This is a genomic window from Psychrobacter sp. CX16 (genome assembly GCF_057396245.1).
In genome coordinates this window covers 73,880-93,532 of sequence record NZ_JBXYJF010000011.1, presented here as the reverse complement: position 1 = coordinate 93,532, position 19,653 = coordinate 73,880, and the positions used below count along the sequence as shown (strand labels likewise).

Here is a 19,653-nt window from a genome sequence, read left to right as displayed (position 1 = left end):
CTTCTGCTTCTTTTAATATCGATACGATTTGGGTCTCAGTCATTCGTTTGCTCATATCAAAACTCCTTATGGGTATTTTATAAGAAATTCTACGTTTGAGCTGTGTTATTTTAGGGGATAGTTACAACTGCTTTGCCCGTTCGCAAGGCGAGATCTGTGCTCGAGTGAGGCTGATGCTAAAATCGCCCCAGACATTGTTGCAAACCTAGTCAAGGTCTAGACATTAACTACGGTTTACGCCTAGTCTGAAACAATTTTAGCTATCAGCAGTGCTAATTTGCGAATGTTCCACACGCCCTAAGCTTACCATTATTAATACAGATAACTGCGCAATAAATAGTGAGATGTAGAGCACTGTTAAAATATTAAGCAAGACAGAATGAGACTATCTTTTTTATTATAGCAAAGCTTGGGTTAAACTAGAGGCCGTCTGCGTTCACAAATAATTATTGCCCAAAACCAAACTATCCTATCAGAGTAAGAAGAGTTATCTTGAATAAGTTATTGACCAAATTACCAAATCTGCCTACCAATGTTATCTTTACCGGTGTTGCGGGTACCGGAAAAACGCACCGTTTGCTTGCTATTCAAAAGCTTTATGACGAGTCTATTGATGCGCCATGGGCCCAGTGGCGGTTGCAGCAAATAAGTCATTATGGTTGGTGCGATGTGGTGTGTACGGTTCTATTGTTAGAAAATCGGATGATGACCGTGCCGGAGATGATGCGCCATCCATTAATCCAAGATAAGGCCGCAGCAAACAAACGTAATGATAATCTTAATCAGACGGTTTGGGTGCAGCTTAACAAACATGCTCACCCCGATTCAGTAACGGTTAATACCACTCAGCGCTCAGCAAACTACTACTTTGATAAAACCGAGTCTAGCCAGTGGTTTTTACTCGATGAGGTGATACCAACACTTAAGGATCGGCTTGCGGATTTGATGTCGCTTTACGATGAAAGCAGTCAACAGCAGTATGCCGAGCAGCATGTAGTGAGTCGTAGTAGCATGGTTAGCTTTCATCAATCCTATGGTTATGATGAGTTTGTGGAGGGAATTCGCCCGCGTATTAATCCGCAAACGGGTCAGATGCAGTATGAGATTCAGCCTGGTGCTTTTTTGAGCCTGTGTGCCAAAGCCAGTGCCGACCCTGAGCATCGTTATGCGATGCTCATCGATGAGATTAATCGTGCCAATACTGCTCAAGTTTTCGGTGAGCTTATGAGTGTGATTGAGCCGAGCAAACGGGCAGGTAGTAGCACGCCGATGACGGTACGTCTGACGTATTCAGGGCAGATGTTTAGCGTGCCTAGTAACGTAGATATTTACGCTACCATGAATACCCAAGATCAGTCATTGACAGTACTCGATACCGCTTTTAGACGTCGTTTTGATTTTATCCCCTGTTATCCTGATAGCAGCGTGGTTGATAGGATAAAAGATAACGAGGGTAATGAGATTGATTTGGCTCAAATGATGCGTGTGATTAATCAGCGGTTATCTGGCTTGTTGGGCAATGAGGCGCAGCTTGGGCAGTCTTATTTTATGAATATTACTACGGCCGCTGAATTAGCCAAACGCTTATATCAACAAATTATTCCACAAATTATGGAGTATGCTAAACACAGCGTCTCACCAAATCAGACGACTGAGATTTTAGTACAAGTATTATATGGCATCTCAACTAAGACGCTACTGGAAGTCGGTACAGCCAGTCTCTTTGCTAATACTGAGGTGGATAAGACAGATACTGATACCAATTCCTCAGAGCACGCTAATAGACTGCAATATGGCTATCAACAGCCTTTAGTTAGTGAGTCTGTCACATTGGCTGATGATTTTATTGAGATAGCGAGCGGCATAGACAGTCAGATTAATAAGGAGAATAGAGAGCAGAATATTTCTACTAATGCAGAAGAATCAGCTGAAAAAATAAATATCTATCTAACGGCAGCGCCTTATCAGCAGATGTATCGTTAAATTACAAATTGATGATAGCCGCTTAAATTATAGTTACTTAAATTATAGCCATTTGAATTATAGCTATTTAAACAAGACAGGCTCATGTTAATAACTCGATCAAAAGCATCTTTTAATACGCCTGCTGAATCTGTGATGAGCTGTTTGGAGAACGAGTGGCTAACCATCAAAGATTTTAGCCACAAAGACGACTTTGACTATCTGATTCAAAAAGAATTGCCTTGTTTTAACATTGAAGTAAAGCAGGGAGAGATAGTATTAAGAGTACGTCATTATCTGGCCAAAGTTATTCTGCCAAGTGGTGCGAGTCTTGAGATTTTACCCAAAGTAGGCATAACATCACTAAGAGGCCGCCACGCTCGCCAACACCATATAGTAAAGTCGAGAGGCTGGGTAGCACAGATGCTTAGTGATATAGCGAATGACTCGTTATACAAGTCGATAGCGGCTATTGAGTGGGGCAAAAGTGCTACCGATAACTTAGCCTATAACAAATTAGAGCTGCCAAATTTACCTCATACCATATTTAGCGACTCACAGCAGCCTTGGTACCAAGGACTGTTGAATATTGCTGAAGCGCAGATAGCAGCATCGGCGAAAATATTACCCAATCGCTATCAGACTCAGGTCAATAACAGTCCCAAAGCGCAAGGTAGGATTAACCTAAAAGCACAGCTCAAAAATAACTGGCATCGTCCGCATTATCTATACAGTGAGCAATCAGTCTTTGATAATGATAAATTACTATCGCAGTTTTTGGCGACAGGTTGGTCGCAGCTGCAACGTCTGCAAATAGATATTAATTTTCAAAGCTCTAAAGCTGCATTAATTAGCCATAATCCTTATCAAGGTATTCAGCGTTTGGCAGCTCGAGATTGGCTATCTAGCTATCAGCAGATCAGACAACAATCGGTAATATGGTCGGCGCAATTATCGTCTTATCAGCAGCAGACGCTTAATCAAGGGCTGCAATGGTGCTGGTGGCTGCTTAATCATATTTATAGTGATAAACAGAGTAATCAACAGGATATCTCTCTCTCATCGCATGCGCCAACCCCAGCGTTAATGATTAATATGAATACTGCGTTTGAGCGCTGGGTACTGGGTAAGTTGACCCGCTATGTTGAGCAGCAGCTGCCGGATAGCCATTTGGTTATACAGCCCACATTAGATTGGCTAATGAGCGTAGAGCAGGGGCAGACAGGTAGTCATGAGGCGTGTAATGTAGTGCAGCAGTTGATACCGGATGCGTGTATACGGTCTGCGGATGGGCGGGAGACGCACGTGATCGATGTTAAGTATAAAGCCGTGGATAAAATACAGGATGTCAGTGGCTCTGATTGGCAGCAATTATCTGTTTACCAACAGCGGTTGGGATGCGCGCATGCTTGGCTAATTTATCCTAAAAATAAAAATTTTAATCAAAGGCTTGACGTGAGCAGTCATTTCGACGAAAATAGGCGCCATCAACAGGACGGCAGCACTTTCATGAGTGTCATACCCTTCGATATGAAGCGGGGAGCCTTGTTAATATGATCGATTTTCAATTATTTCAAAAACTTTGCAAATTAATTGAAAAAGGTGTTGACAGGAAGAGGTTTTAATCCTATTATATGCACCTCGATAGCAATGACGCAAATGGTTAAGTTAATCATAACGTTATTGAAATTGTAATAAGTAAGATATCGGAGTGTGGCGCAGTTTGGTAGCGCATCTGGTTTGGGACCAGAGGGTCGTAGGTTCGAATCCTATCACTCCGACCACTTTTTTAATTAGAGCCTTACAGGCTTTTTTTTATGCTTTAAATACGACATTGAGTCATTATTTCAGTATATTTATTGCTATAATGAGATTGTGTCAGCACTATGAGCGCCTGTAGCTCAGTTGGATAGAGCATCTGCCTTCTAAGCAGGTGGTCGCAGGTTCGAATCCTGCCAGGCGCACCACTTTCGCCTGTAGTAACAAAATAAGGTATACTATACCTTACACCAATCAATTTATTGATTATGGCGGTTGTAGCTCAGTTGGTAGAGCCCCGGGTTGTGATCTCGGTTGTCGTGGGTTCGAGTCCCATCAGTCGCCCCAATTTATTTCTCTGCAGTATTCTCTCTATAAATTATCAGTTATTTATTTGCTAATCTGGCTATGCCACGATTGGTTTTTTTGTGTCTGTTATTTCTGCAATAGCCTTTCTATAAATATCTCTTTAACTTATCTATTATCATCTCGGCCTACTTCATAGATCGATAGCTTTAATAACACCTATCAACACCCATCTATCGTTAGAAGTGGTTTAAAAATAATATTATAGTCATCATACTCTCATAAACATATTTTAAGATAAGCGGTTACCACTTGCTCTTAAACGGCTGTGTTGTGTGGTAGCAATAATGCTATGATAAGCATATATGCAAAATAGTGTGAGTAATTTTATGGCAACCCCTTCAGTGACTGTTTCTGTTAAGAAAAACCCAAATCCAGCCACAAATACGACTGACAATGCCACTGAGAATCAGCCAAATGCTGAGGCTATTGCAGCGAAAGTCGAGCCTGCCGCTGCGCCAACCACCAAAGATGAGTTGATTGCGCTGTATCAGACCGATCCATTGCCAATTAATAATGCGGTAAATAGCAAAGAGCTTGAAAAAGTAGCTCAACAAAGAGTCGCTTTATATAACAGACAGCATCGCCGTACCGAGCTATTTTATACCGCAGATAATACCATTCGTCCTACCTATATGGTGCATTCGCTTAAATCACAGTTTGCCGAATATCAGCAGTATGAGATGGTACAGAAGCTTGATCAGCGCGGTATTTTAGATCTTGATAAAGTGGCAATGGCGTGGAAGCAAATACACGTCGTAGATGATTTGATCGCAGATATCGTACGTCATATGCCGGCGCAAAAGCCAGTAGGTTGGCAGCTAACTTCCGTCAATAAAAACCATCTGAAAGTTCCTACCGTGGGCCGCTTACGCGATACTAATAGTATTGCCGACCAAGGCAGTCTAACCAGTTATGTGTTGGGGCATTTTGGGGTAACTAGCTATACCTATGATCGTGCTTATTTTATCGGTCACGTGATGGGTTACTTATTTTGCTGCTATTATTTAGCGCATCTGTCTATCGCTTATGGCGTAACACCGTTGCCTGAGAAAACCGTGGTCAATTATTATTATACATCGTTAGAAACTGCCAAAATGGTGCGCCTGCTACATAATGTCGATGTGCATTGTAAGCGCCGTATTTATCAGCTAGCGGTATTATGCGCGCGATTAAGTGGTTATCAGCTTGATAAATATGTGGAGAAGCTGCTTATTGCTGAGGTTAACGAGTTTGATAAAAAGCAGCAGATTGCTCATTTAGATATGTTGTTAGTAAAAGGGTTGATGCCTGAGATGCCAGATATGATGGGTCTAAAAGATTTTCCTGGTGCGTTTGGCAATGACTAACCTCATCAAAATATCATTCAAGCAGCTATTTAATTTGTTCTTTTACGGGTTATAACATACTCATGCCTGCATACCATTACAAAGCGTTAGATACGGCTGGAAAAATCAAAAAAGGCGTGATGCAAGGTGATTCTTCACGTCAAGTCAGACAAGAGCTACGCGCCCAGTCGTTAATGCCGGTCAGCGTCGATGTGGTCGAGCAGGCCAATAGTAGTCAAGGTAATACCTCCTCACAAAAGCGGTTATCTGCCTATGACTTGGCGCTTGTTACCCGTCAATTATCGGTGTTATTAGCTGCGGCTATTCCCTTAGAAGAAGCGCTGGCTTCGGTAGCAAAACAGTCGCAAAAACCGCATGTAAAATCAGTGATGTTGTCTATTCGCTCTTTGGTGTTAGAAGGCCACGGATTGGCTGAAGCATTAGAGCGAGCGACTAATTTTCCTAAATTATATGTGGCAACCATTGCCGCCGGTGAGCGCTCGGGTCACTTGGATTTAATCTTAAAGCAGCTTGCGGATTACACTGAGAATAAATTTGCACTCCAAAAGAAAATCCAAGGTGCGATGATTTACCCCATCGTATTAATGGTGATGGCCTTAGCAGTTGTGATTGGCCTAATGAGCTTTGTGGTACCAAAAATCGTCAAGGTGTTTGAGCAATCAGAGCAAGCACTACCACTGATTACCCAAATTGTATTGGGGCTGTCTAATATTATTACGCAGTGGTGGTGGTTGATATTACTGGTGATAGCCATTGTGGCCACGCTACTATACCGTTTTGCCAAAACAGAGGTCGGTCAACACAGCTTAGATGGGCTTATTTTAAAAATGCCTGTGTTTGCCCGCTTATCAAAAAGTTTAAATGCAGCACGTTTTGCCAGTACGCTCTCTATTTTGGTACGCTCAGGTGTACCCTTAATCGATGCACTGCAAATTAGTGCGTCAGTCACAACCAATACTCATATTACCCAGACCATTAAAGCCGCCGCTGAAAAAGTGACGGAAGGTGCTAGCCTATCGAGCCAACTCGAACACTCTCCTTATTTTCCGCCAATGATGGTACAGATGATAAAAAGTGGTGAGAATTCAGGTGAACTTGAGGGTATGCTTGGCCGAGCAGCAGATATGCAAGAAGCTGAGGCCACAAACTTTATTAGTACCTTATTGGCATTGCTTGAGCCGCTGATGTTGGTGCTAATGGGCGTGGTGGTAATGATTATCGTGATGGCGGTTATGCTGCCGATTGTTAATATGAATGACTTGGCAGGTTAGCTACTAATTTAGAAAGCTTTAGATGGTAATAATGACCCATACCCCTGTTTGCACCGTCATTACTGTGGTAATATTTTTATCAAGTAGACCATTATTTAACCCTTATATCAGCCAATAAAGTAGAGAACTATGAAAATAAAAACAATGCTTCCTGTTACTGCGCAGCGTCAAGCCGGTTTTACCTTAATTGAAATTATGGTGGTTATCGTTATTTTGGCGATACTTGCCGGATTGGTTGTGCCGCGTGTTGTTGGTCAAAGCGATAAAGCACGTGTGGGCACCACAGAAACTATCTTATCGACAGTATCTAATTCACTCGATTCATACCGTATTGATAACGCACATTACCCGACGACTGCCCAAGGCCTTGATGCACTAATTACCCCACCTGCGGATGCAAAAAACTATCCAGAAGGTGGTTATATCAAAGGCGGCTATCCAACTGATGGCTGGGATAACGAATTACAATATGTGTCACCTGGTTCAGAGGGCCGCCCATATGATTTATTCTCTTTAGGCGCCGATGGTCAACAAGGCGGTGAAGGATTAGACGCAGATATTTATGCCACTCCTTAGAGTTGAGCTTAGTTAAAGCTTGGTTATTTAACTAGGATGACTAAATTGGATTAATATTAGCCTTTAGCAAGGTTATGTAACCAAAGTCAATTGTCCTATAACCAATAGATAGTAAACTAGCCAGCAAGGATAAGAATACTCTTTTGTGACTTTACCCCTCCTTTCTCCCTCCCTATAATAGAAATTGAGAGCAGACATCGTCGCTATCCGCATCTTGCGGGTAGCGACCATTTTTTATACCCTTTACGTTAGCCGCTTGGTTAAGGCATCTCTTTTTAATAGAGGCGACTGAGCGCTAGCCCCCCGTCTTTTATGAAGCGAATACGATGAAAAAAGTGAACGATAAAACAATACGCTATACAGGCCAGAAGCAAGTAGCTAAATCAGTCAGAACATTCAGTCGTTTAGGATGGATAGCATCTTTAGCTATCGCCTGTACGGTAGGGTCAAGTTTTATTGAGTCGGGGCATTCGCAAGCAGCAAGTCTGGGCGATTTGTTTTCTAGTAGCGCGACATCGAGCCAACCTAAGTTCTTAAAAGTGGAAGATGCTTTCTCCGTTAGCGCAGTTCAGCAAGGCAATCAGCTGACTGTTTCGCTTGATATCACACCCAAGCACTATATTTATAAAGACAAGGTGACGCTAAAGCTGCCTGAGGGTGTGACAGCGTCACCTTTTGAGTTCTCCCATCCGTCACAGTCTATTGATGACCCTACCTTTGGTAAGGTGGCCGTATTTAAGCAGCCACAAGTTACCGCTAAGACCACTTTAATTAATCAGACCGGTCAGCCTATCAATCAAGACGTTACTTTGACGTGGCAGGGCTGTGCGGATGCTGGGCTGTGTTATCCGCCGCAGCGTGAGACAGTGGCTCTAAAATTAGCTGCTGCAGCACCGGGTACTAAAACCGAAGAAAAGCCAAAACCTGCTGCCAAATCGGTCGCCAAGCCAAGTATAGCGCAAAAGCCGGTAGATAATGCGCAGTCAAACAAAAGCAATACGTCAGCGGCGACTAAAACGGCCACAGCGGTAGCGGCAAAAACGGCAGCCGATACCAAGGGTAATCAAAGTAACGATGAAGTATCTACGCAAGCGGACGCTCAGAGCGCTCAACAACAGTTAAATGAAAACACAGACACCAATACAGCAGCTTTAACCGATGACAATCAAAATCAAACCGAGGGGTTAGACGAGACGCTGGTTGAAGAGACAATAATTGAGAATGAAGCAGTAGCGACAGGGGATACCACTGACGCAAATACTTTGGTTCAAAATGCAGATTTGTCAGGTGATGGCTTATCTACTACAGATAAATCGTCGCTAAATGTGGAAGGCGTAGTCGATCAAGACCCCTTTGGCCTAGCAGAGCATCCTTGGTTGGCATTATTGCTGCTATTTTTGGCAGGTCTCGGTTTAGCATTCACGCCATGTGTGTTACCGATGCTACCGATTGTCAGTAATATTGTGGCGCGTCAGCACAATCCAACGGCCAGAAAAGGATTGATGCTCAGCGGCAGTTATGCCTTAGGTGTGGCCATTGCTTATGGTGTGCTTGGTGCGGTGATTGCTGTTTTTGGGCAGTCGCTTGGTATTATTGGCTGGCTTCAAAATCCGGTTATTTTACTGGCCTTTGCTGCAGTATTTGTGCTGCTTGCTTTATATATGCTCGATGTGATTCGCATACCTGTGCCCAATGTGATCAAACAAAAGTCACATGCGGTGAGCCAAGCAGGCGATAAATATTTAGGTAATAGTTTTGGTAGTTTTATTGCTGGATTCTTATCGGCATTGGTAGTATCACCTTGTGTTTCAGCGCCTTTATTTGGCGCATTACTTGCCGTATCAACAATCGGTAATCCGCTGCTAGGTTTCGCTGCGTTATTTATGTTGGGCTTTGGGTTATCTGCCCCTCTAATGCTACTGGGTATTAGCCAAGGTAATTTAATGCCGAAGGCAGGCGAGTGGATGAACTGGGTCAAGCAGGGCTTTGCGTTATTACTATTTGCTGTTGCGCTACTATTAATAGAGCGCGTTTTCATCAATCCAATGATGCTAATGCTTTGGGCTGCTTGGTTTATGGTTGTTGCCGGCTGGGTGTGGACATGGAAAGGCCAAGGTCAGCTCTTTAGCAAGCCAGTGGCTGTTATCTTAGGATTGTGGGCGACTATTATTTTAATTGGTGCTGCAGCCGGTAGTCATGATGCATGGCAACCGCTGCGTATTTTTAATCAACCCAACAACAGTCAGGTTCTTCAAACTCTACCTAACCAAACCACGTCGACATTGACGACAGGGGTGGCGTCTGCTGCACAGCCTTCTGACTTACACTTGACCCGACTGGATGATTTAATCCCTGTTATCGAGCAAAACGATAAAGTGCTGATTGATCTGACAGCAGAATGGTGCGTTGAGTGCCGTATTATGGATAAAACGTTATTTACCAATCGCCCTGCTGAGATGCGGTCTTGGCAATTGGTACGTTTGGATGTGACGGAGACCAACGCAGAATCTGCGCGTATTTTATCTGAACTGAATTTATTTGGACCGCCTGCATTATTGTATTTTGTGGACGGTCAATTAAAAGAACAGCAGGTCGGTACCGTAGAGCGAAGTGACTTTGAGAAAACATTGCGTAGTCTGTAGTAATGCTTATCATTCACGAACGTCTAATTAACATGGCTTGATATTTACATAATCTTACATTATATTACGTGTTCAGATGAGGGTGATATAATGGTTTTAAAAAGTAGTCATAGTTATACAAATAACGCTAATAATAACAATATTATTTTCTCATTGAGCGGCTGCTTATCTCTAATGACAAAGGTATCAACAAGCCTCTTTTTGATGTCAGCACTACTATTATCAGGGTGTGAGCAAAATACGACAGAGGTACTTGGGTTAAATTCGGCAGAATTAGAGACACCTGCTATCAATCCTATCGAGTTAGAGTTTGATTCGATAGGAAATTTAAAACCTAATTCAGAATATAATGAGAGCTCGATTACTTTGCCTATCTCTTGCCGCAATGACAATATTATTGCTGCCTACAACAATAAACAGTCCTCTATTCAAGTTAAAGGCTGCGGCAATGTAAAAGCGGTACTCAGTGATGATACCGAGGGAAGCCGTCATCAACGCTTCATAGTAGAGCTGGATAATACAAAACCAAAGCACACTGTGCTGATTGCCCATAATATTGATTTGGCGCCGCGAGTTGCAGGACTTACGCAAGGTGATGATATTGTGTTTTATGGTGAGTATGAATACAATGAGCAAGGCGGCGTTGTTCACTGGACCCATCATGACCCTGCAGCAAGACATCAACATGGCTGGATTGAGCGAGAAGGTAAGCGCTTTCAGTAGTAAAACAGGTGTTAATTCTAGTGTAAAGGGTTAGGCTTTATGCTAGTGCGATATTCATTATCCTATCAAAATAACCCCTCTTTTTTCTCGCTATTTAAAGGTCTGTCAGCGGCATAATGATTTAACAAGTTAGCGCCTAGCTACTTGGTTTACTCATACCTCTTTGGTTTACCTTATTTTCAATAGCAAAACGATGACTTTACAATATTTATCAGGAATAGGCATGACAAATCTGCAGCCTTTAGCACCAAGTTTCAAGAACAAACTTCCACGTATCAACCATTTAACTCTATCAATAGCTGCTGTATGTCTTGCACCTGCATTAGCTATGACAGTAGCAAATGCTGCGGAGGCTGAGAAACCTCAGTTGACTGTAGATAGCTTTATGCAATGTGCCGAATTAAAATTGGGAGCAGCACGATTGGCCTGTTATGACAAAACAGTAAATGGTCAAGAGAGCACAGTAGGCCGCAAAAAGTACCCGTTAGACTTATCTCGCACCGTAAAAGCATCGTTTAGCGATTTACGTCCAACCCCTGTTATTGCTGATGATGCAGATAACTTAAGTGCAGATGGTGAGATTAATCCAGGCGCGCCAACGGAAGAAGGCAATGCGCGTTTAGCAAAAGCGGGCGTTACCGTTGATGATTTTGCCGCTTATACGCCTTTAAGCTTGGCCTACGACTTAGACCAAAACAGTGAGCTTGGTACGTGGCGTGTCAGACCACATGATTCTATTTATTTCATGCCAGCGTTTGCACACTTTGATCCAAACCGTACACCACATTCACCAACGCAGGACCCAACCCCAGATGAGCTTCAAGACTATGGTGAACAATATGATGATTCATTGGAGTTGAAAGCTCAGATATCATTGAAAACCAAAGTGGCGGAAGATTTGTTTGATACCAATGCTGACCTTTGGTTTGGTTACACTCAGCAAATGCATTGGCAGGTTTATAACGAAAAATACTCACGCCCGTTCCGTGCCACAGACTACATGCCTGAGATATTCATAACTCAGCCTGTACGAATGGACCTGCCTTTTAATGGTCGTCTACGTATGTTAGGTGCCGGTGCGATTCACCATTCAAATGGCCAATCAGATCCTCTATCACGTTCGTGGAATAGACTGTATTTGATGGGCGGTGCGGAGTGGGGCAAGTTGACCTTAATTCCAAAAGTCTGGACTCATATCAAAGATTCTGACAAAGGCGACAACCCAGATATTACTGATTACTATGCCCATGGTGAGCTAAAAGCACTTTATGACTTTGGTAGAGGCGAGTCTTTAGCGGCAACAGGTCGTTATAATATCGAAGAGGGTAATGGTGCCATTGAGCTGAACTATACTTATCCTATCACGCGCGACCTACATGGCTTCTTCCAGATATTCCATGGTTATGGCGAATCTATTATCGATTATAACGATAAAACAACAGCCGTTGGTGTTGGTATTTCACTAAACGACTGGAAAGGCTTATAATCGATTTTAGCAGCGGTGTACCCGCCTTCTATGCCTTTGGCATGTGGCGGATACAGTATTTACAGCGCCAGTGTTGTTTATGCGGTATTAATAACAAAGCCACTGCTGAGCACAATAATGAGTCTTTAAGCCGTGATAAGTCCTCTTTTAGGTTGATTGCGGCGTTGGTTTGCCACGCCTGTCACAACGAGACAGTATGGCGACCATCTGCAAATTTTTTATATTTAAAAGAGCCTAATAGAGCCTCTCCATTAGGCTCTTCTTTTGCCCAAAATTCGACCTCTCATACCTCAAATCATCTCTCAGAGCTAAGCGTTCAAGCAGCAACGATTCACAGCGGATATATGCGTGCTGCGCTTATTGCCTTTAAATATCAAGAGCAGCTAAGTGCCCTGCCTATTTTGGTTCACGCGCTGCGTCAATTACCCAAGCCTATTGGCTGTGATGCTAATAATAGTGTGATTTTACCAGTGCCGACGACAGGTAATCGCTTGGCCAAACGAGGCTTTAATCCGACCATTATCTTAGCGCATTATCTATCGAGGCATTGGCAGATTCCACTATGGCTTGGTGTGGGCCGCAGTGATGATGCGGTGAATCAACAAGGCCTTGATCGGCGAGAACGACAGCAGAATATGGATAACGCATTTCATCTGACCTCACGTTTACCTACCAATAAAAAACTGCTTTTATTCGATGATGTCATGACCACCGGCACCACGTTATCAGCATTGGCATTGAGCTTAACGAAAAGCAGCCCATCCATTGTCTTATCGGCATATACCTTAACCAGTGGTAAATAAGCCGACATTTAACAGTCAAAGCAGTTATGCTACAGCACTGTGCTTTTTCATTCCGATAAATGGACAGGTGCTTGGTACCAAAGACGATAGGATAGGTAGGTATTAGTTGGCAATGAGAGGTGATGATATTAGGGACAGCAGTAGGGTTAAAGGATTTACGCTGATTGAAATGATGTTGGTGGTGACTGTTATTTCGATATTGTGTCTTATCGCTTATCCCAATTATCAAGATTATTCTAAGCTAAATGCTCGTACTGTAATGATGACGCAGTTACAAAATCAGGCCAGTCATATTCATAGACAGAAGTTGATACGAGCGAGTGATGTTCAGTTAACGTTGCAAGCAACAGATGATGCAAGCTTGTATAGCGTGTCTCTTACTCACTTAAGTGACACTCATTGGATACTGATAGCCATACCCATTGAGGGCAGTAATATGAGTGGTGATGGTATCCTAAGCATAGATGCCTTTGGTCAAAGATGTCACCGAACTCAGTGTGGTAATGGTAATGAATGGCGCTGATTGATAATCTTCTATATTAGGATGAATAATCTATTTGTATTTCGACGACAAAGCATAAGCAACCAAATCAGCAATCAGACAAGCAGTCGGGCTTGGGACTAGTGGAAGTATTGGTGTCTTTGCTGTTACTTGCGGTTGCAGCACTAGGATATGCAGCGCTGCAAATTCAAACGTTGGGCGCAACAGATGATGCGTTAATCCGTACTCAGTCTATAACCTTATTACACTCTGCAGCAGAACAGATTCGCATCAATGCCGTCGATAATGTCATTAATCAAACGCTAATCAGTCAGCAATCCTTTAATAATACATCTGCTAATGAAACCGCCTCTGACGTTCTTGCTCACTATGCTAAGCAGTTTGCGATTGAACCCTCTGTATCCACTGATACTGCGTTAACTTCCATAGATTGCCAAAATCAGCCGTGTCTACCTAAAGATAGGGCAACTTATGATGTACTCGAATTAAAAGCCCGCGCAGCGAATATTGGTGTGACGTTAGGACTGGTGGCTTGCCCTAATGGTCAGGTTACAGCTAATAATACGGCTATCTCTAGCTACTGTTTGGTTGCCGCATGGAATGCAACCACAGCGACCCGAGGCGATACAAGCCAAGACTGCTTTGAAGCCCAATTGGGTGGTTATAGTAAAGAGGCAGACTGCGTGTTTATGGAGTCATACTAAAGGTGGCTAGTCACTTAAAACCGGCCGACCTTGTAAAGTCTGCACATGGATTTACTTTAGTTGAGCTGCTGATTTCACTGGCATTAGGATTACTGATAAGCGGTGCGGCTTTGGCTTTGTTTTTAGAAAGTGCAAACAATAAACGAGCTCAAGAAAGCGTGGATGATATTCAAGATGCGGCAGTATTTGGTTTGCATTATCTAGAAAAAGAGATTGCCATGGCGAATCTAGGTGCTTATCGCCCGATGAGCGCCAACTCGCCGGCAACTGGGCTGCTGCTATCGACTTCCATAGCATCCGGTTCACAGTTTATCGGCAATCTAGCAGGCTTTGGGCATCAGCAGAAATTTGCTGCATTGGTCTCAAGCAGTAATAGCCATCCTTCAAATACAAAACTGCAAAATAGTGATCAGCTAACCATTCAATATACAGCACCTTTTGAGATGGCAAATTGTGAAGGCGCTATCGTGCGTAAAGGGCAGGTTGTGGTAGAGCGCATTTTCACGCGTGAAGCGACTGATGACTCGACCAATGAACTGGTACTGGCATGTAACGCAGGTACTTATGATAGACCGGTTGCTATAGATAGTCTTGTGACCAAAACAGATCAATATTCCGTCACTGCAACGCAGCTATTACGTAAATTAAATTCACGCAGGAAAGGCAGCGTACTAATCAATCGAGTGGATTATTTTACGGTAAAGCTGGGTGTTATGAGTAAGCAAGGTCTGCAATATATGACTATTAATGAGTATTGCGGTGGCGGCTGCGATACGCTCGATGAAATAAAAAGGCCTGTGGCGCAAGGTGCCATAGTGGCGATTAAACTGGGCATGATTGTTCGAAGTAGATACCCAGTGGGCGCTCAAGGTGACAATAAATATCGAGTATTGGGTGAGGATGTGGTTTTAGACACGAGCAAAACAGAGAATAAATATACCCGCCGAGTATTAGAAAAAACCATCCGATTAAAAAACAGCGTGCAGCCTACCCATGCGTTCGCTGCTTCCTACAGGCAGGGCAGTCAATATGAATAATGGCCTATTCACATTGCCTAACCGTCAATTGGGTGCGACCTTAATAATCGTATTAATTATGCTGTTGTTTTTGGCCATTATCGCCAGTATTAGCATACGTAATAGCCAGACAGCGTTAAAGGTAACCACTGCCGCGCAGGTGCAGCAGCTACTCATGCAATCCTCAGATTTGCCTCTGGCTCAGCTGCATATGGCAGGTATCACGATAGCATCCCAAGCGTCAAACCTGACGCTATTAGAGCAGATGAGTACTGATGCACTTGGTCCGATTCAGGTGTGGCAGCGTCAGGGGCTGTATAAACATGCAGAATACGCCCTGTGTTATCAGCCGGTGCAGCGGAATAATTTATATCAAACCAATCAGCATCGTATTTTATTGAGTGCTGATGGCAGTCGCACGCTCGGTAAACATGATGGCTATTGTCATATTGCCAGTGGCAATAGCACCTATTACACCAGTGCCCGTAAAACAGTGGCTACCCAAGTGTCGCTTAGTCAGGTTTTACCGAATGAAGTAAGCAGCGAGAATATTGAGTCGCTGCCATTTCAAAGTACTGCCGAAGGTGTTGATGAAGAAACAGTTAATGGCGCAAGTAGCCTACGCATAAGAGCGGTTGTCAGCTCTGTACTACCCATTATGGCCAATCGTAGCAGTCTTAAACAGATTGACGATTGTTTTAAATTAGCAGCAGGCAGTCTGGCCGGTAATGAGATTAATAACAATCAAATCCACTGCTTAAACAACACCGATGCGCCGAATATTATCCAAGTACAAGACTATATATATCACAGCAATTTTGAATAGCAGACAGGGAGACAGTCGCATTATCAGCAAAATTTGTAGTGTTTTCAAAACATTAAGAGTGATGTTTGGGATAAGTGTGCCCGTATTGGCAACCTGTGTATTCATCTCTGCTAGCTTTGCCGCGAACCATCAAGGCGATTTGGTGATTTATAAAGGCGGTCTACCTGTTGGCCCAATCGGTGAGCAGTTACTTAGGCCGCAACCACCCTCTGGCAATGCCATTTTATTGATGCTGGATATGAGCCCTATTGAGGGAGAAGCTTTAAGTACTGAGTTTCATGCACGAAAAGCCAAAATGATAAGTACGGTTAAGCTCTTAATTGAAGACACAGGCGAGAATCGACTTAGTGAAGATACCCTAGTAGGTCTCGGCAGTTATCCCAATAGTAGGCCAAGCACGGCGAGTATCCATGTTTCTGTCGGACGTTTGGGCCCTATAGGCTCAGCACATCGACAAAGGTTGCTGATCTCTGTTAATCAACTACAAAATACAGATGCTATTGGCTCTATGTCAGCCGCTTATTCCGAAGCGGGCATGTATATGATGGGAACAAAGCAAGATAATAATACTGCACCTAATTATCGGGTCTGTCGCCCCAATGCAGAGTTAGCAACATCGGCAAATCCTTATCTCTCTTATAGTACATTTGATAATCAAAATAGCTCGTTAGCAGAATCTGCTGTTGTGCAACATGCCGCGATATTTTTTATGACCTCTGGTATGCCGTCAACAAGTCTACCTTTACCGCTTGCTGCTATTCGTCAGTCTTTGAGTCCGCTTTTGCAAACGGGAGCGGCTGAAAGTGATATTAATAGTAATCCATTAATGGCTCAGGTTGAGCTTATGACGTCGGCTAGTAGTATTAGTAATCAGAACCTCTGCAGCTTTAGTTCATTGATAAGTTCACCGCAACAACATTGGCAGTGTATGAGTGAGTATGCCAAACGTCTAAATTCCACGAGCAATCCAAGTAGTCGTGCTATTAATACCGGTGTTTTTGTTATTGCGCCCGATAAGATAGTGATGAATAACAACAGCTGTAAAGTGACGAGTATCAACAGCCCGTTATCAAATACTAGTAGACAGCTGCAGATAACAAACTATCAAAATGCCTGTCAATTGGGCAGTCGTCAGGTAGGGGGTGGCGGCTTTTATATTACTGACCTAGACATCAGTAATCGCAGTATTCAAACTTTTGCGGATGCCATCAAGCAGCGTTCAGAAAGCTTAAGTAGCTTGTCCATGAAGCCGGCAGGTATGTTAGCCAGTGGCTCCATGAGTGTACCAGCTAGCCCGTTAGGATCTGGCGAACTCATGACGCAAGGATTTATGCCAATGGTAGTGCCTAATTTGGGAGCCGGAAAATCTCAGTGGCAAGGTGGACTACAGCGATACATCGATAGTTATCAGGGCTACATGACTGAGCAAGGTGAAAGGCCTTCTCAAGCAACGTCTCGACTGATGCAAGGTGTGAACGCTGGTTATGGTTTATCCGAATCATCTATCACTGGTTTAGAAACAGATAGTCATGCACAAGACACCAATGCAGTTTATCTCAGCCGATCACAGACAGGCAGGTTAACAAAAATAGATCCAGCTATGTCCTCGATTAGCCGTGTTCGATTGTTTTCTGACATTACTGATACGGTTACCTCTAAAGATATTTTATTACAGCGGCTGCTATTAAATTATATGGGTTATTCCGTCGATAATTATCATCCTGAGAGCACAACGGATAGTCAAATACGGTTAAGCAAAATACCCAATCCATCTAATGACATAGCACTAAATAGAGGCGCAGTAATTCATTCAACACCAGTCTCTTTTGCTGCAAAAGCCACACTAGATGAAGAAGGTGGAGACTATGTTGCTGACAACCAATATCTATTATTTGGGGCAATGGATAATGCATTACATGTAATCAATAGCCACAGCGGTAAAGAAGTATTCGCTTATTTTCCGCGTGAGGTATTGGCTCATAAAGGTCAATATAAAGGCATCACAGCTGAGCTAACAGCAGACAAACATAAGGGCGATAATACGCCAAGCTTTGGGGTAGACGGCCCTTGGCAGGTGTATACAAAATATAAAGCACTCACAGATACGACGATAGTTGCAGAAGCCATTTATGCGTATGGCGGTGCTAGGTTGGGTGCACAAGCTTATTATGGTTTGGATTTGACTGATATTGATAAAGGCGGAGCACCCAAACAGTTATTTAGTATCACAAATTCTGGGAAGTCTGGAGTGTTCAAACGATTGGGATATGGGTGGGGCAAGCCTGCCGTTACCAAGATACGTTGGCTGGGTCAGCCAAAGTTAGTGGTGATATTTTCTGGTGGTTATGATTCTAAATATGATAAGACCAATAGCCAAATAATACAGATGTCAGCGAATGGCAACGCTGATAATTCTAGTAACTCAAAAACTGAAGGTAATACCATTTATATTGTCGATGCTATTAGCGGTAAGCCGTTAATTGTCGTCAGTCATTTAGGTGATGACGTCAATCAGCCACAAGCTAATAATGCAGATGGTGCATATGTCAGTAGTAATCATACAACCTCTCCTCTAGCAGTTTTAAATAGCCATATGCGCTACAGCATTACCGGCGGTGTCAAAGTATTGGATAGAGATGCCGACGAATTGGCTGACCACGTTTATTTCGCTGATTTAAATGGACAGGTATTTAGACTTGATATTGATAATAAATCACTCAGTAATTCACGCGCTAGAGTACAGCGTATTGCCAATTTAAATAGCTACTCAAATAGCTACTTAAATACCGGTGCGTCTTTACCAACTCCTCGTTTTTATGAGACGCCCACGGTAACTATTCAAAGCAATGCTCAAGGTAATAAGTTTGCGACCATTAGTGTGGTATCTGGTGATCGCAGCAATCCACTGTCAGCCAGTCGTCAGCCACAAGCGGTTTATACGTTTTATGATAAAAACATTGCAAAGCAGGGTTTGTTTAGTTCAGATTTTAAATTAGCAGCAACGATAACCGCACAGCTGCCGGAGCTAGGGCTAGGAGTGCAATCATTACAGGGTGAGCCGCTTAATTATAATGGTACTTCTAACAATAATATGAGTCAGGTTTATCAAGATTATGACGGTTGGATGGCACCCTTTGAGTATTATGGTTCAGATACGCAGTCAGCATTTGATGCAGCAGGCAGTCATTATCTTAAAGGATTGGGCCAGATGGCAGCAATCGCCAATAAGCTTTATGCCGCTGCTTATAATCCAAGAGATGGCGAGCATGATGCACAAAATGGCTGCTTAGAAGAAGTGCTTGGCACGACAGAGATTTATCAATATTGTCTGCCGTATGGCATTTGTCAGCGTGACCCTAGTTCAAATACTAGCCAAACGGCAAGTGGCTCTACGGATAATGTGAATAACAGTAGCAGTCATCATCAATATCAGCGTTATAGAGCCGGTAAAGGCATATTGCCGCCAACATTCGGGACGGATTTTATTGACGGCAAGCTTAACGCCAAGTCGCGGCGACTGATTAATCAGGGTAGTATACAAAAAGAGTTTATTGATCTACACACAGATGAGGCTGATATAAAAACCAGTTTTAAGGTCAAGGGAACTTTAACACCACTGATGTGGTTTGATTTTCATTCTAAGAAATAAAGGTTGGTTTTTGTTAAATA

14 protein-coding genes and 3 tRNA genes are annotated in these 19,653 nt (G+C 43.1%); all 17 read left to right on the top strand.

Translation table 11 applies throughout. The annotated features are described in order from the left end of the window. The first annotated feature begins 492 nt into the window (after window positions 1-492). The 17 genes from AC2SLM_RS05965 to AC2SLM_RS05885 all read left to right on the top strand — a co-directional run bounded on the left by AC2SLM_RS05965 (window position 493) and on the right by AC2SLM_RS05885 (window position 19,633). A complete protein-coding gene (locus AC2SLM_RS05965) occupies window positions 493-1,983 on the top strand; it encodes an McrB family protein (RefSeq protein ID WP_486552587.1) in 1,491 nt (496 codons plus the stop codon). Between the two features lie 84 nt (window positions 1,984-2,067). Beyond that, a complete protein-coding gene (locus AC2SLM_RS05960) occupies window positions 2,068-3,519 on the top strand; it encodes a 5-methylcytosine restriction system specificity protein McrC (RefSeq protein WP_486552586.1) in 1,452 nt (483 codons plus the stop codon). Between the two features lie 150 nt (window positions 3,520-3,669). Further along, a tRNA-Pro gene (locus tag AC2SLM_RS05955) sits at window positions 3,670-3,746 on the top strand. 106 nt (window positions 3,747-3,852) lie between these two features. Beyond that, window positions 3,853-3,929, top strand: a tRNA-Arg gene (locus tag AC2SLM_RS05950). Window positions 3,930-3,992: 63 nt separating this feature from the next. Then, window positions 3,993-4,068: transfer RNA gene (locus AC2SLM_RS05945), tRNA-His, on the top strand. Window positions 4,069-4,415: 347 nt separating this feature from the next. Beyond that, complete coding sequence (locus tag AC2SLM_RS05940) at window positions 4,416-5,435, top strand: hypothetical protein (RefSeq protein WP_486552585.1); 1,020 nt, start codon at window positions 4,416-4,418, stop codon at window positions 5,433-5,435. A gap of 62 nt (window positions 5,436-5,497) precedes the next feature. Then, entirely contained in the window at window positions 5,498-6,706 is a 1,209-nt protein-coding gene (gene gspF, locus AC2SLM_RS05935) for a type II secretion system inner membrane protein GspF (RefSeq protein ID WP_486552584.1), read from the top strand. A 129-nt stretch (window positions 6,707-6,835) separates the two neighbouring features. Beyond that, window positions 6,836-7,282, top strand: coding sequence for a type II secretion system major pseudopilin GspG (gspG, locus tag AC2SLM_RS05930; RefSeq protein WP_486543274.1), 447 nt, complete (start codon window positions 6,836-6,838; stop codon window positions 7,280-7,282). Window positions 7,283-7,608: 326 nt separating this feature from the next. After that, window positions 7,609-9,924, top strand: coding sequence for a cytochrome c biogenesis protein CcdA (locus AC2SLM_RS05925; RefSeq protein ID WP_486552583.1), 2,316 nt, complete (start codon window positions 7,609-7,611; stop codon window positions 9,922-9,924). A 204-nt stretch (window positions 9,925-10,128) separates the two neighbouring features. Beyond that, the gene (locus AC2SLM_RS05920; RefSeq protein WP_486543278.1) at window positions 10,129-10,647 is read left to right on the top strand and encodes a DUF3465 domain-containing protein; all 519 of its coding nucleotides are present in this window, start codon (window positions 10,129-10,131) and stop codon (window positions 10,645-10,647) included. Between the two features lie 223 nt (window positions 10,648-10,870). Continuing rightward, window positions 10,871-12,133, top strand: a complete 1,263-nt coding sequence (locus AC2SLM_RS05915; protein ID WP_486552581.1) for a phospholipase A — start codon at window positions 10,871-10,873, stop codon at window positions 12,131-12,133. 41 nt (window positions 12,134-12,174) lie between these two features. Continuing rightward, complete coding sequence (locus AC2SLM_RS05910) at window positions 12,175-12,936, top strand: ComF family protein (protein ID WP_486552579.1); 762 nt, start codon at window positions 12,175-12,177, stop codon at window positions 12,934-12,936. Window positions 12,937-13,048: 112 nt separating this feature from the next. Next, complete coding sequence (locus AC2SLM_RS05905; protein WP_486543284.1) at window positions 13,049-13,459, top strand: type IV pilin protein; 411 nt, start codon at window positions 13,049-13,051, stop codon at window positions 13,457-13,459. A 32-nt stretch (window positions 13,460-13,491) separates the two neighbouring features. Then, complete coding sequence (locus tag AC2SLM_RS05900; RefSeq protein WP_486552588.1) at window positions 13,492-14,142, top strand: prepilin-type N-terminal cleavage/methylation domain-containing protein; 651 nt, start codon at window positions 13,492-13,494, stop codon at window positions 14,140-14,142. Window positions 14,143-14,144: 2 nt separating this feature from the next. Further along, window positions 14,145-15,179, top strand: a complete 1,035-nt coding sequence (locus AC2SLM_RS05895) for a prepilin-type N-terminal cleavage/methylation domain-containing protein (RefSeq protein ID WP_486552578.1) — start codon at window positions 14,145-14,147, stop codon at window positions 15,177-15,179. Then, entirely contained in the window at window positions 15,172-15,984 is an 813-nt protein-coding gene (locus tag AC2SLM_RS05890; protein ID WP_486552576.1) for a pilus assembly PilX family protein, read from the top strand. The genes AC2SLM_RS05895 and AC2SLM_RS05890 overlap by 8 nt, the downstream gene beginning before the upstream one ends. A gap of 61 nt (window positions 15,985-16,045) precedes the next feature. Beyond that, the gene (locus tag AC2SLM_RS05885; RefSeq protein WP_486552574.1) at window positions 16,046-19,633 is read left to right on the top strand and encodes a PilC/PilY family type IV pilus protein; all 3,588 of its coding nucleotides are present in this window, start codon (window positions 16,046-16,048) and stop codon (window positions 19,631-19,633) included. The last annotated feature ends 20 nt before the right edge of the window (window positions 19,634-19,653 follow it).

What these genes read in the sequence shown, in the direction of transcription:
- AC2SLM_RS05960 (WP_486552586.1), top strand. Translation starts at nt 2,068, where the DNA reads ATGTTAATAACTCGATCAAAAGCATCTTTTAATACGCCTGCTGAATCT.
- AC2SLM_RS05940 (WP_486552585.1), top strand. Translation starts at nt 4,416, where the DNA reads ATGGCAACCCCTTCAGTGACTGTTTCTGTTAAGAAAAACCCAAATCCA.
- gspF (WP_486552584.1), top strand. Translation starts at nt 5,498, where the DNA reads ATGCCTGCATACCATTACAAAGCGTTAGATACGGCTGGAAAAATCAAA.
- gspG (WP_486543274.1), top strand. Translation starts at nt 6,836, where the DNA reads ATGAAAATAAAAACAATGCTTCCTGTTACTGCGCAGCGTCAAGCCGGT.
- AC2SLM_RS05925 (WP_486552583.1), top strand. Translation starts at nt 7,609, where the DNA reads ATGAAAAAAGTGAACGATAAAACAATACGCTATACAGGCCAGAAGCAA.
- AC2SLM_RS05920 (WP_486543278.1), top strand. Translation starts at nt 10,129, where the DNA reads ATGTCAGCACTACTATTATCAGGGTGTGAGCAAAATACGACAGAGGTA.
- AC2SLM_RS05915 (WP_486552581.1), top strand. Translation starts at nt 10,871, where the DNA reads ATGACAAATCTGCAGCCTTTAGCACCAAGTTTCAAGAACAAACTTCCA.
- AC2SLM_RS05910 (WP_486552579.1), top strand. Translation starts at nt 12,175, where the DNA reads ATGTGGCGGATACAGTATTTACAGCGCCAGTGTTGTTTATGCGGTATT.
- AC2SLM_RS05905 (WP_486543284.1), top strand. Translation starts at nt 13,049, where the DNA reads ATGAGAGGTGATGATATTAGGGACAGCAGTAGGGTTAAAGGATTTACG.
- AC2SLM_RS05890 (WP_486552576.1), top strand. Translation starts at nt 15,172, where the DNA reads ATGAATAATGGCCTATTCACATTGCCTAACCGTCAATTGGGTGCGACC.
- AC2SLM_RS05885 (WP_486552574.1), top strand. Translation starts at nt 16,046, where the DNA reads ATGTTTGGGATAAGTGTGCCCGTATTGGCAACCTGTGTATTCATCTCT.